The sequence below is a fragment of the Arthrobacter subterraneus genome (assembly GCF_900099735.1).
GTDB lineage: Bacteria > Actinomycetota > Actinomycetes > Actinomycetales > Micrococcaceae > Arthrobacter_D > Arthrobacter_D subterraneus.
Window position 1 is genome coordinate 1 of record NZ_FNDT01000001.1, and the last position, 12,847, is coordinate 12,847.

Consider the following 12,847-nt stretch of genomic DNA (forward strand, 5'->3'; position numbering starts at 1 on the left):
TTCAACGGCACCACCAGCCGCGGCATCATCGGACGCAACACCAACGGAACCCTCACCTACTACCCCTTCACCACCAACGGCTTCGGCACCGCATCAACCGTCGGCAACGGCTGGAGCACCTTCACTCTCGCCGGAACACCCTTTCAGTGACGCCGTATACAGGGCAGCGGTCAGCGTCCGGCCGCTGCCCTGTATATGCCGGCCAGCTGCGGTATGAGTTTTTCCGGTCCGTGGTGCAGCCGCACCCAGGACGCACCCTCTGATGAGGCGACGGCGGAGACCGGGTCCTGGAGGACCTCATGGACCCGTTCTGCCACAGCCTCATGGCCTTCCCCGACGAGGAAGGGACTTCCTGGGTAATAGCCAGCCTTCACGCTGATGACGGTCGGTGCCCCCATGGCTACAGCCTCAAGCTCGCTCGTGGCCAGGATGCCCGAGCTCTGGCCCACCACGCAGTGCGCTCCCGCCATCCATTGGAGGAACCGGTCCTTGGGCATCTTCGGTACCAGCCGGACCCCCAGCGCACCGGCAGCGGGAGCCTGATCGCCCCAGTCGAGACCCTCGAACACGACGTCCTCGCCCAGCCGCGCCTTCAACGCGCGCAGGAGCGCAAGCTGCTCCTTTCCTCCCTTCGATTCGTCCCACCGGGATGAAAACACGACTGTGGGACGCTCCGTCGGTTTCCAGGGCGGCAGTTCGGAGAAGTTGACGGGTATCGGCAGGTAGGAGGCATCGGGCCGGACCGCCACCGCATGATCACGCAGATCCGGCGTGGCGTAGACAACGTGCGCAGCCCGTTCGGCACCCCATAGGACCGCTGGTTTGCTTGCGCCTTCGTAGTAATACTTCCTGATGTCCGTGCCGTGCCAGTGCATCACGAACGGGACGAACGGTCGGCTGTTGGCGGCTCCGGCGCGGGTTCCGAAGTGAATGTGCATGACATCCCCGCGCACAGCCTCCACCGTCCTACGGACGCCCCACTGCACCCTGGTTACTGCCGGCAACGCCGACTTCTGATCCAGTGGACGCATGCTTTCGGGAAGCCAGGGCCGGTGCCGCCACCGGTATCCGGCTTCCCGCCCGTACTTCACCAGAGTTTTGCCGACGTCGGCGCAGTCGAAAAAATGAACCACTTTGGGATCGGTCACATTGCCCCTCATGGAACGAATGTAGCCGCCGCAGAAAGCGGGCGGGAGATATCAATCCAGTGTGTCCATGTAGGACGGCGGATCGAACGCTTGAACGAGCTGGCTGACGGTGCGAGCGCTGCCGGGGGTTCAGTCCTGCTTGTCGGTCAGTACCCGGCCCCCACCGGCTATCGCATCTATCGCTTCACTCCAGGGTCGAACGGCCTTTTCGGAGGACAGTTCCCGTGCTGCGGCATGACTGTTGGCCTTGAACCGGTCGACGTTGGCCGTCGTAAGGGACCGGATCGCTTCCCGGAGTGAATCGGGAGTGAAGTCGCCTGAGACAACGCCGAGAGCGTGCTTCTGAACTATCCGCGCCATTTCGGGAGAGGGGCCGACCACTACCGCGAGCCGCGCCTGGACATACTCAAAGAGCTTGTTGGGTAGAGCCATGGTGTTGTTGAAGCTCGTGGGCGGGAGCATGGAAATGCCGACGTCGTACTGTTGCAGCGTCGGAATCATGTCTGCGAATGGCACCGGCTCCCGGAACCGCACATTCGGAATGTCCTTCGCATACGCTTTCAGCGACTCAATGGTGCCTGCGCCGGTTGACATCAGCATCAAGTCAAGGGTGGCCCCCTCGACACCGCGCATTGCATCGATCATGATGTCGATGCGACGCCCAGGATTCGAACCGCCGCTGTGAACAAGACGCAGCGGCGAATGCGTGTCTACCGGGTTGCAGTCCGCGAACTCCGCCGCGTTCGTCACGACGTCCGCAGTGATGCCGTACTCAGTGGCGTAACTCTCCGCGAGGCCCTCATTGACGGTCGTAACGGAGTGAGCACGTCTTACCTGACGCAGCTGCCAGTGCGCGTAGGGCAGCCCCATCGCCCGCCATTTGAAACCCGAACCAGGAATTCGCGGCTCCCACTCGTGCAGGTCTGCGTGAAAGCCTTTGGTTGGCGCAAGCAGCGCTGCGAGCGGAACCGTGTTCAGGTCGTTGGCGATGATGACATCGAAAGCGCCCCGTTGAATCAGGCTCAGTGCCTTGCGCACCCTAGGTTCGTTCCGGTAGAACCGCTCAAACTGCCGCCCCACCAGGAGAGCTCCGGCAAAACGCACATCTGCCGGCCACCAGCCGGTTGAGCTGTCGGGAATCTCGAAGTGTTCGCTCACTCCGTCTGGTGCCAGACCGAATCCACAGGTGGAGACATCGTAGGAGTCCCCCAGGAGTGCGATCTGCCGGAGCACACGGGGGTCACGTCGCAACGGCGAGAAGCACAGAATCAACAAACGGGGTTTCATGGCATTCAGCCTAGCTTCCGTCCGGACACCGTCCTGCATGGCGGGTCGAGTATTCTGAGACTCGAATGAAAAACCTATTCACAATTCTCCGGCCACTCCTGGCAACCCTCCCAGCAGGCAGTAGACGCTTCCTGCTGGGCTACGGCATTGCGAGCGCCTGCCTGGCTGTGCTCGACATGGCCGCGTTGGGCACCATCGCCCTGATTCTTCCGTCGCTGGTCAGCGGCAGAGCCGTAGTGCTTCCTGTGCTGGGAGACGTCTCCGACCTGGTCCTTCCCATCCTCATCGCAGTGTGCGCCCTGATTGTCCTCAAAGGGGTTCTGGCGGTACTGCTTCTTCGGATGGCAACAGCCCGCTTCGCGCAGCATGAAGTGTCCATCGGAGACCGACTGTTCGCGTCCTATCTTGCCTCTCCCTGGTCCGAGCGGCTCAAGAAGAATTCAAGCGAGCTGGTGCGCATGGTGGACGTCGGGGTAGGTATCACCGTTTCCGGTGTTCTCATCCCCGCAATGACGCTCTTCGGTGAGTTCGGAACACTTATAGCGGTGATCGTCGTGCTCTTCGTGGCTGAGCCGGTCATCGCTGTTGTGACACTCGTCTATCTTGGGCTCGTCGCCCTTCTGCTCGCCCGGGTCATCTCCCCGCGTGCGGTACAGGCCGGCCGGGACAACAGGCAGTGGTCAGGCAAGACGGTGATGATGCTCACTGAAGCCATGAATACGCTGAAGGAGCTGACGCTGGCCGGCCGGGCACCTGATGTGCAGGAGAGGGTGAACCAGACGCGGACCAAGAGTTCGAAAGCGCGCGCGCAATCGATCTTCCTTAGTCAGGTTCCCCGTTACGTCCTGGAAACAGCGCTAATCGTTGGTTTCGCGCTGGTCGGTGGGGTCGGCCTCGCGATCGGCGGTCCGGAAGGCGCAGTGAGCGCGGTAGGCCTCTTTGCAGTGGCCGGCTTCAGGCTGGTCCCCTCTCTGACCCGCCTTCAGGCCGTCCAGTCCCAGGCGAACTCCAGCGCGTCTTTTGCGAACAATGTCATGAGGGACATTCGCACCGGAGATGAGCTACTCGCCGCTCGAAAGCGGGATCGACCCCAGCAGAAGCTCGGATCAGGGAAGATCGACATCCGGTTGGAAGATGTCAGTTTCACCTACCCCAATGCTGAGTCCCCAGCTCTGGACCGGATAAGCATCACCATCCCCGCAGGCTCACATGTCGCCTTCGTGGGATCCTCGGGGGCCGGTAAGTCCACACTTGTGGACATACTGCTCGGGCTGCTGGAGCCCAGTAGCGGTCATCTTGAAGTGGGCGGCACACGGATGGAGTTCGTTCTGGACGACTGGCGCAAGCGCATCGGTTACGTCCCGCAGGAAGTCTCCCTGTTTGACGCAACGGTCGGGCAGAACGTAGCGCTCACCTGGAATCCCTCGAACGTTGACCGGACAAAGGTGGAAACTGCTCTGCGCCGCGCGCAACTGCTGGAAACCATCAGGAGCCGTCCCGACGGGATCGACGCCATGGTCGCGGAACGTGGACTCTCACTGTCCGGAGGCCAGCGGCAGCGCCTCGGGATAGCGCGCGCCCTGTACAACAACCCGAACGTCCTTGTGATGGATGAAGCGACGAGCGCTTTGGATACCGCCACGGAAGCTGCGGTCACGACAGCCATCCGCGAACTCCACGGCGAGGTTACCGTCATCACCGTGGCGCACCGACTTTCCACGATCAGGAACGCCGATATTGTCTTCTTCATGAAGGACGGTCGTGTGGAAGCCCAGGGATCGTTCAACGAGGTGGTCGCGAGGGTGCCCGATTTTGCGCAGCAGGCGGCGCTAGCCGGCCTGAGCTAGTCCGCTGTAGATCCCCGCCAGGCGCTCCACGATGACGTCGGGGTGATGATGGGTTTCGACCCACTCTCGTGGCTGCAGTCGCCCGGCTGCAGCCAAAGGGTCGTCCAGGATCCTCAGCACGCCGGCGGCGAGACTCTCCTTGCCCTCGCCGGTGACCACCGGAAGCGGCCCCGGGTAATAACCCTCTTTTAGGTTAGCGAGGAGGGGAACTCCTATTCCCAGCGCCTGCAGTTCACTCATCCCGAGGCTGCCGGACATCTGTCCCACTACGCAGTGTGCACTGGCAAGCCAGCGTAGATAGTCCGGCTTGGGCATCCGCGGGACCAGCTCCGCACCCCGTTCCCGAGCCGCTGCGGCGCCGTCACCCCAGTCAAGACCCTGCAGGCGTACCTGCGGTCCTACGGCGCGTCGGATCTCCTCAAGCAATTCCAGCTGCTGTTCGCCGCCCTTCGAACCCTCCCATCGGGAGGCGAACACGACGACGGGCACAGTTGACGGGTCCCATGACGGAAGCTCAGCCAGGTTCACCGGATTGGGCAGGTACACCGCGTCACTCCGCGCCGCTTCCGCGTGGGGCTTCAGATCGGGCGTCGAATACACCACCGCGGCCGCGTTGTCCGCACCCCACTGGATCTTGTCGCGCTGGGAGGGGTCGTAATAGAAGGTCCGGATATCGGTGCCGTGGTAGTGGACGACGAAGGGTTTGCGGGGACGCCTGGCAACGACGTCGAGCCTTGTCCCGAAGTGGACGTGCAGCAAGTCCGACTCGACGCTCCGGAGCCAGCGCCGCGCGGTCCAATCCGCTATCCCTAGAGCTCTTCTGGCCCCGCCCATCAGGTCGGAGCCGTCGCCATGTGTATCCCGTGCCGGAAGAATTCGCCACGGCCGCCCAGCTGCCCTGCCATATTGGACAAGCGTTGCTCCGACGTCCGCGCAGTCATAGAGGTGAAGTGCTCTGGGCTCATGCGTGCCAGCAAACATACTTCGAACCTAGCAGAGCTTTTTCAGGCTGTTATCTCCGCCGATGTAAAGTGGCTAACGGCCAAGCCTGAGGGAGATTACTGGATGTTCGCCGAGAAACCGCCCCACCTGTTATACGTGGCGTGGGGGTACCCGCCGTCCCGCGGCGCGGGCGTCTACCGGGCGTTGGCCACGGCCAATGCCTTCGTCCGTCAGGGATGGGACGTCACGGTGCTCACAGCCAGCCGCGAGGTCTTCGAGTATCAGACGGGAACGGACACCGAACTCGAAAAGAGCATCGATCCCCGGGTGAATGTGGTGCGGGTGCCCTTCAGCTGGATCCGCGGAGAACCGGACCTCTCCAAGTGGTCACGCGGACGTGTGGCTTCCAACCTGTTGTGGACATACCTGCGGGCACAGAAGGACCGGATAGATTTCCCCGAGCCGGTTTACGGAGGCTGGCGACGCGCCCTCATCTCGGCCACGGACAAGATTCACCGTGACAAGCCTGTAGACCTCGTGATCGGAACGGCCAACCCGAATGTCGATTTCGTGCCCGGCTGGCATCTTCACAGGAAGGCACGTGTTCCCTACGTCATGGACTACCGGGACACCTGGCACCTCGATGTCTACCAGGACAAGCGAATCGGCTCACCAAACTCGCGTTCCTCGCGCATGGAGCGGCGCCTGCTCGCCCACGCCGCTGAAGCCTGGTTTGTGAACGCGCCGATTCGGGATTGGCACAAACGTGTTTACCCGCCGAAGTCGGGGACCTATGAGGTAGTCGCGAACGCCTTCGAGGAGGAATTCGCGGAAAAGTTTCGTGGGATGCGGCCGGCATCCAGGGACGGCAAGACCGGCGGGCTGGTCTTCGGCTACCTCGGCACCATCTACGGGCCTATGCCCCTGCGGGAGTCACTGGACGGCTGGCGGCTCGCTCGGAAGCAGTCAGAGCTGGTCGGTTCCTCACGCCTTGTCATCAGGGGGCGCCTAGGCCATTACTCTGAGCCTGATCCGAAAGTGCTTGCCATCCTGGATGAATATCGGGACGTCGGCGTCTCTTATGAAGGGCCTGTCAGCAAGACGGACGTTGCTGCGGTATATAGGACCTTCGACGCGCTCCTGCTGATCCTCGGCCGAAGCAAGTACGTGACCAGCGGTAAAGTCTTCGAATATGCAGCGACCGGACTGCCCATCGCCTCCCTCCATCATCCGGAAACTGCCGCTACGGAGGTTCTCAAGGGGCGGAGGGACTGGTATCCGCTCACTGAAGTGACCGCGGAGAATGCCTGCGAGGTGTTCCTGCGTACCGCGGACCGTGCAGCCGCGATGACAGCCGATGATTACGCGGAGAACCAGAACTGGGCGGACCACCTTTCGCGCGAGAAGCAGCTGCTTCCACGCATCAAGCACCTGCGCTCGCTTATCGGAAAGGGAGGTGCTTCGTGAATTCGTCGCTTCAGGTTGTGGCCATCATCGGATCACCCACCGACCCGGATCAGCTCTTCCGGTCCGCGCTCGGCGGGGATTCCCTGCAGGAGGAACTTGCGAAGGCATCCGGGAGGGATGTGCGACTGCAGGTTGTGAGCTGGTCTCCCTCCGAGAAATTTCCACAGGGGGTGGTGGTCGGTACCGCCGCCGGCACGGAAGCCATGGATCGCGTGCTCTCGCGGATCGGCGCTGTTCGGCTGCAGGGTGTGCTTCAGAAGTATCCGGCGGGTCGGCTGCTCAACTCTCTCGGCCCCCTTGACCAGTCACGGGTGTTTTGGAGAGCAGTACAAAAACGGGAAGACGCGGTATCCGTCCTGCGTTCTGCGGATGTTCTCGTGGCGGTGGATCTCGCCGCTGTGCGCACTGCCTGGAAAACCAGGCAGAACAATCCGTCAGTCGCGGCGTATTACGGTCTCGCTTCCACGTTGAAAGTATTCGCTACCCGATTTGCTCAGACAACGTCGTCGTAATGGCTTGCCAACTCGGCGCAGCTCTTGCTTAGGCTTCGCTCCCCGACAGCGAAGGAGCGCGCAGCGGCGCTCATGGCGCGGTAGTCGGCCGGCGAGAGCCCGAGCACCTCCCGTATTGTTTCTGTCAGTGCCGGGCGGCTGCCCTCCGGAACCAGCATGCCGGTAACACCGTCGATCATCATCTCGCCCAGTCCTCCACAATCATTCGCGATAACCGGCGTGCCGCAGGCAGCAGCTTCCAGTGCCACAAGACCCGCCGCTTCCCGCCACCCGTTGTTGGTACGGCTGGGGACGACCAGCGCATACGCATCCCGCATGAGTGCCCGAATGGCTGAACGATCCTGCGACCCCACCAGCCTGACGTGGGGACTGGAACCGACGGATTCCCGGATCTCGTCCCGCAACTCGCCTTCTCCTGCGATGACGAGCTGGTGCGGGCTGTCAGGCTGCACCGCCAGAGAAGCCTGAACCAGGTCGCGGATGCCTTTGCGTTCGCTCAGCCCGCCCACGAACAACAGGATGGGCTCCTTCTCGGGCGTGGTGCTCTCAACCGCGTCCGCCGGCGTGAAGTAGTCGGTGTCGATTCCCTGATAGTGCACTTCGAGTTTCTGCGCGTCCAGGCCCGCCCCCACAGCTTCGTTGGCCAGGAAATTGCTCACGGCGAGCAACCGGCTGCTTTGTTCGTTCACCGCCCGGATATTGTGGTGATGCCATTTGGCCATCGCGGTCAACGGTTCTCGACCAAACGCAAAAACATCGGCACCGTGAAGGGTGGTCACCAGGGGCACCCCCAGCCGGCGCGCAGAGTACGTGGCAGCGCTCGCCCAGGTCCCGAAATGCTGATGGATAACATCCGGGCCGAACTTTCTGATTCCCCCGACCATGCGCGGGATGAACCCGGGCATCGCGAGTTCCCGTCTGCGGAACCCGAGCTGACGCAGAGGTACGTAGTCATGGATCGGAAGGGACGTGGACGCACGGATGTCCGCGACCAGGCAGAACACCTCAAACTCGTGCAGACTGCCCATCTGCTCTGCATGTGTCAGCGCGAAATAGGTGGGAGGAACGCGGAGCGTTCCCTTGGTCACTGCTACCTTCATGGGTGACTCCGCGTCGAGACCGCGGCGCCCCTCCTACGGACGCTATGCATTGGGGTGCGTGCGGTTGGTCGACGGCTGCTCGCTCTCCCAGGGACGTACCGCCTCATCGAGCGCCACCCGACGTGCGAGCTTGGTTATTGACGCTTCCGTATGCCGGAAGCGCTGGTGCGTTGTGGACATGTACACGAGGAAACTGACGATAAAGGCATACAGAACAAGGTCCGTGCCGCGGCCAATGCCCAGCAAATGGGCCGCGGACGTGAGCAGCGACGGGAAGAAGATCGACAGGGCAGCGCTCAATGCAAAAAGCAGAACCATGATTCTGCGGACAGCCATATGCTTCGCATTGGAACCGCCGCGGATGAGTACCAGCGAGACAATGGCGACCGCAAGTACAAGCAGTATTTGAACAACGAATAGCACGTTAGATCACCTAAACAGTAGATCAGCGATGATGTTGACCGAATTGAGGAGGGACTGGCCCTTGGACTTCGAATACTCCGTGTAGACGATCTGCACCGGGTGTTCGGTCCAGCGCGGTTGCAGTACGGCCAGTAACTGCACCAGCTCGGATGCATGCGCCATCCGGTTCTGCGTCAGATGGATATTCGACGTGACGCTCCGTGAGAATGCCCGAAGCCCGTTGTGCGCATCGGTCAGGGGCATCCCCGTTGTGAGGCGGGTCTGAAATGCCGCTGTCCGCAGGACCAGGCGCTTCAACCATCCAATGTTGGTGCGGTTATCGAGGAACCTTGAACCGAGGACAACCTCCGCCTCGCCTGAGTTGAGCCGCGCAACCATCGCCAGCGCATCTTCAACCCGGTGCTGGCCGTCCGCGTCGAAAGTCACCACGCTGGTCATCTGCGGATCCGACAGTGCGTACTCGAACCCGGTCTGCAGGGCGGCGCCCTGGCCCAGATTGACGGGGTGCTGAACAACCACGGCCCCGGCCTCGCGGGCAGCCTCTGCTGAAGTGTCTGAGCTGCCGTCATCCACACAAACCACATTGGGAAAATATGGAAGCAGTCCCCGGACAACTTCACCAATTACGGGGGCTTCGTTGTAGAGGGGAATGACGATCCAGGTGCGACTCACCAAGCAAGTATCCCATAGCGGGAACCCCGTTCCGGGGAGGCCCCCATGGCCGCATGCGTGCAAGGGTCCCCCGGTTACAGGTGACAGCGGCTGCCGCAGCGACACCACTCCGGCCCATCAGGCGGCACACCCTCGCTGCGCTAAGGTCTTTCTATGAATCGCAAGCCCCTCTACCTCGTCGGCCCGTCGGGACACCCGAATTTCGGCGACGAATTCATCACAGCATCCTGGCTCCGGTTCCTTGCAGCTGAAAGGCCCGACGACGATGTCTGGCTCGATTGCCCGCACCCCGGTTCGGCGCAGATCCTCTTTGCCGGTCTTCATCCGCGGTTGCGCATCACCAATACGCTGTGGCGGTGCGCGGCCGAGAACCAGGAACTGGCCGCGCCGGAGCTCGCGGAACGCATGAGGTCGCTGGTAACCAACCTTGGCTCCCCTTCCTTCGACCTGGGCCTGCTGATGCTGCGTGAGGCCGCCTCTCTCCATCTGATCGGCGGCGGTTACATCAACGGTATGTGGGCCCATCACGCGGCCCTGATCCACGGAATGCGCGCCGTACACGATCTGACCGGTGCTCCGCTCTTCGGGACCGGCCTCGGACTCATGCCGGTTCTCTTTGACGAACCCGCCAATCGCACGCTGTTCAGCGACTTCGCGCATGCGAGCGCCAGGGACGCGGCGAGCTCGGACGCGTACGGCCTCCCGCAGGCTCCTGACGACGCCTTTCTGGGAGTCAACGGCGAACTCGGCAGAAACCAGCGCGACGGCGTCTTTGTCTGCATCCAGAGCGACACGGCAGATCCAGACCTGGCGGACAGCGCCATCGCCACCGCGCGTGCCATCCTGGAGCCCATGGCCGCTGCCGGACGTTCCATCCATTATGTTGAGGCGGTTCCGGGGGCCGACCGCGTGGCGTTCGATCGCCTGGCTGACATCATCCCCGCTGAAAACTTCCTGTCCTTCGCTGAAATCTGGCAGCAAGGGCTCCCGCTGTCCGGACGGCAGACCTGGATCACTACACGGTTCCATTTCCATCTTCTGGCGGCAGCCGCAGGAGCAGACGGCGTCGCGTTACCCGTCAGGCCCGGCTATTACGACGTGAAACACCAGTCCCTCATTGACCTGGGCAGCCGGTGGAGCCTGGGCGGCGGTCATTCGGTCAGCCCGGACGGCGCCGAATCACTTTCGCAGCGGCTCGAGGAGCTCAGCGCGCTCAAGGAATCCGAAGCACGGGAGCTTTACAGCCAGCGCAGCCCCGCGCCGGTGCTCAGTGGTCCGCTGAGCCGCTTCGGACGGTCCGCCGGCAGGTCATTGGGTAGCCGGCTTCGTCGATGAGCCACGCCTTCTGATGCTGCAGGAGATCACTCACCTGGCAGCACTCGCGCCTGTGGGTCTTATCGCCGCCGCTATTCTCGTTCTACCCGGCTTACTGGTACTGCTACCCATCGGCACCCCACTGCCGGCTGCCCTCGTTCTTGCGCCCGCCGTGGGGCTGGTTCCCCTGAGTGTCGCCGGCGTCGTGCTCGCAGCTCTGGACATTCCGTGGAACCTCACGACGGCGGCACTCGCCATGGCGGTCGCTTTCGGTATCTTCTGGCTGGTTGGACGGCGGTTCCGGTTCGATCGGAAAGTGGTACCCGACTACGGGTGGCTGTTCGTTTCGGCTCTTGGCGCCGCCGTCGCCGCTTCATCATTGTTGACGGTGGTCGCACTCCATAGGGGCATGGGAAGCCTGGACACCGCGTCCCAGGGCTGGGACCCGATCTTCCACATGAACGCTGTCCAGTGGATACGCGAGTCCGGACAGGCCACCCCCTGGAGCGTGTCCCCCATTTTCGCTGCAGGCGGTAGCTACTACCCCGTCGGGTGGCACCTGGTGGTGTCGCTGATTCCGGATGACGTTGTTGCAGCATCCAATATTTCCACCCTCGTCATCGGGGGGCTCCTCTGGCCCGCCGGGCTTGCCTACCTGGCGTCGGTGATTTTCCCTGAACGCCGCGGCATCTGGCTTCTTGCCCCAGTCCTTGGTGCCCCGTACATCAGCTTTCCGTTCGCCCAGCTCATGCGTAGCGGACAGTGGCCCAACGGTCTCGGCACCGCCCTCGTGCCTGCCGCTCTCGCCATACTCATCCTTACCCTGCGGCTGCTGCGCACATCCCCCCGGGAACGTCTTGCCGGACAGGGATTCTGGCACCGAAGAGTGCTTCCGACTGTGCTGGTAGCCGTCCTCACCCTGGGGGGCGCCGCGGCTGCCCATCCGGGCGCGGTGATGGCCGTCGCGGTGGCTGCAGGTCCTTTTGTGGTCGCCTATGGTGTCCCATGGCTCGGCAGGGCCTTCCGGCACCACCGGAAGAGTGCCGTCATCGCGGTGACTGCCGGCGTCGGGCTCTTCATCACAGCGGCAGCCGTCCTGGGGCAGTCCCGCCTGCTGGAGTCTGTGATGAGCTACAACCGATCCGTCCGAGCAGAGCTTCCGGAAGCGGTGCCCTTCGCGGTCTTCGATCTGGCGACCTTCCCCGTGCTGCAGCCGCCGGACATCGACGGGTTCAACCTCTACGTCGGACTCCTGGCAGCGGTGGGCGCGCTTGCCTGCCTGATCCTTCGGGGCCACCGCGCACTGGCCGTCGGATGGATATCCTTCGTGCTCCTCCACATTCTTGCCGCGGGGCCCGAGAATCCTGCCCGGTGGCTGACGGGCTTCTGGTACAAGGACACACAGCGTATCGCTCCGATGATTGCCATGACGGGCGCCCTTCTGGCCGCCTGGACCGTGGACCAGCTCGCTCGGGGCGCGGCCGGGGTAGTACAGCGCGCAATGGAAGGCAGAGGCGCCCGTGCACATCGGCTCGGTTCCGGCTACGCCGCCTCAGCTATCGCCCTCCTGCTGGTCGCCGCAATCTACGTGGCATCCGACAATTTCCGCGCTGCCGAGCGGATAGCTGTGACTGCGAGGAACTATAGCGTTGGCGCAAGCGGTATGGGTGTCCTCGCCGCAGGGGAGCAGGATTTCATCGACGAGGCGTCCCGACTGTTACCTGACGACGCCGTCGTTATTGGGGATCCGTTCAATGGCGAAACCTACTTCTACACGCTCGGACAGCGACGGGTGGTGTACACCCAGCTTGGCTCAGCCACCTCGGGCAATGAAGCGAAGGAGTACCTGCGCACCTCATTCAACGGGATTCATTCCGACCCGGCTGTGTGCCGTGCGCTCGGCTCTCTCGGCGTGACCCACTTCTACGAGGATCAGCCGGGGATGTCACACGCCAGCGACGGTCTGGCCGACTGGCCGGGTTTCTACGGCACCGACACCGCCCAGGGCTTCGAAGTTGTGCACAGGCGGGGACCACACACCCTGTACAGGATCACCGCCTGCTGATTCAGTCGTCGCCCCAGCGCGTCAACCCAGCGTGATAGTGTCGATGGGTTCGCCAGCCTGGGTTTTTGTC

At 62.8% G+C, this 12,847-nt stretch carries 11 protein-coding genes; 5 read left to right on the plus strand and 6 right to left on the minus strand.

What is annotated here, in order from left to right; translation table 11 throughout:
* Nucleotides 1-170 precede the first annotated feature (170 nt).
* Both BLS52_RS00005 and BLS52_RS00010 read right to left on the minus strand, forming a co-directional pair.
* The gene (locus tag BLS52_RS00005; protein WP_139186204.1) at nucleotides 171-1,160 is read right to left on the minus strand and encodes a glycosyltransferase family protein; all 990 of its coding nucleotides are present in this window, start codon (nucleotides 1,158-1,160) and stop codon (nucleotides 171-173) included.
* A 117-nt stretch (nucleotides 1,161-1,277) separates the two neighbouring features.
* Nucleotides 1,278-2,435 carry a glycosyltransferase gene (locus tag BLS52_RS00010; RefSeq protein WP_175460043.1) on the minus strand — a complete coding sequence of 386 codons (1,158 nt, stop codon included), beginning with the start codon at nucleotides 2,433-2,435 and terminating at the stop codon, nucleotides 1,278-1,280.
* 65 nt (nucleotides 2,436-2,500) lie between these two features.
* On the opposite strand from BLS52_RS00010, the gene BLS52_RS00015 reads away from it, so the two are divergent.
* Complete coding sequence (locus BLS52_RS00015; RefSeq protein ID WP_090584064.1) at nucleotides 2,501-4,282, plus strand: ABC transporter ATP-binding protein; 1,782 nt, start codon at nucleotides 2,501-2,503, stop codon at nucleotides 4,280-4,282.
* Here the strand turns inward: BLS52_RS00015 and BLS52_RS00020 are convergent.
* Entirely contained in the window at nucleotides 4,265-5,263 is a 999-nt protein-coding gene (locus BLS52_RS00020) for a glycosyltransferase family 4 protein (protein ID WP_175460044.1), read from the minus strand. The two genes, BLS52_RS00015 and BLS52_RS00020, sit on opposite strands and share 18 nt — an antisense overlap.
* A gap of 84 nt (nucleotides 5,264-5,347) precedes the next feature.
* Here BLS52_RS00020 and BLS52_RS00025 point away from each other — a divergent pair, with 84 nt between their 5' ends.
* Entirely contained in the window at nucleotides 5,348-6,691 is a 1,344-nt protein-coding gene (locus BLS52_RS00025) for a glycosyltransferase (RefSeq protein ID WP_175460045.1), read from the plus strand.
* Entirely contained in the window at nucleotides 6,688-7,203 is a 516-nt protein-coding gene (locus BLS52_RS00030; RefSeq protein ID WP_090584067.1) for a hypothetical protein, read from the plus strand. Before BLS52_RS00025 ends, BLS52_RS00030 begins: the two co-directional genes overlap by 4 nt.
* Here the strand turns inward: BLS52_RS00030 and BLS52_RS00035 are convergent.
* Genes BLS52_RS00035 through BLS52_RS00045 form a run of 3 tightly spaced genes read right to left on the minus strand, consistent with a single transcriptional unit; the run spans nucleotide 7,185 to nucleotide 9,398 of the window.
* On the minus strand, nucleotides 7,185-8,303 hold the full coding sequence (locus tag BLS52_RS00035) for a glycosyltransferase (RefSeq protein ID WP_090584068.1): 1,119 nt from the start codon (nucleotides 8,301-8,303) through the stop codon (nucleotides 7,185-7,187). The two genes, BLS52_RS00030 and BLS52_RS00035, sit on opposite strands and share 19 nt — an antisense overlap.
* 42 nt (nucleotides 8,304-8,345) lie before the next feature.
* On the minus strand, nucleotides 8,346-8,726 hold the full coding sequence (locus BLS52_RS00040) for a DUF2304 domain-containing protein (protein WP_090584069.1): 381 nt from the start codon (nucleotides 8,724-8,726) through the stop codon (nucleotides 8,346-8,348).
* A 6-nt stretch (nucleotides 8,727-8,732) separates the two neighbouring features.
* On the minus strand, nucleotides 8,733-9,398 hold the full coding sequence (locus BLS52_RS00045; RefSeq protein ID WP_217636710.1) for a glycosyltransferase family 2 protein: 666 nt from the start codon (nucleotides 9,396-9,398) through the stop codon (nucleotides 8,733-8,735).
* Nucleotides 9,399-9,551: 153 nt separating this feature from the next.
* Between BLS52_RS00045 and BLS52_RS00050 the strand changes: the two genes are divergently transcribed.
* Nucleotides 9,552-10,733, plus strand: a complete 1,182-nt coding sequence (locus BLS52_RS00050) for a polysaccharide pyruvyl transferase family protein (RefSeq protein WP_090584070.1) — start codon at nucleotides 9,552-9,554, stop codon at nucleotides 10,731-10,733.
* A gap of 13 nt (nucleotides 10,734-10,746) precedes the next feature.
* On the plus strand, nucleotides 10,747-12,777 hold the full coding sequence (locus BLS52_RS00055) for a DUF6541 family protein (protein ID WP_090584071.1): 2,031 nt from the start codon (nucleotides 10,747-10,749) through the stop codon (nucleotides 12,775-12,777).
* Nucleotides 12,778-12,847: the final 70 nt, after the last annotated feature.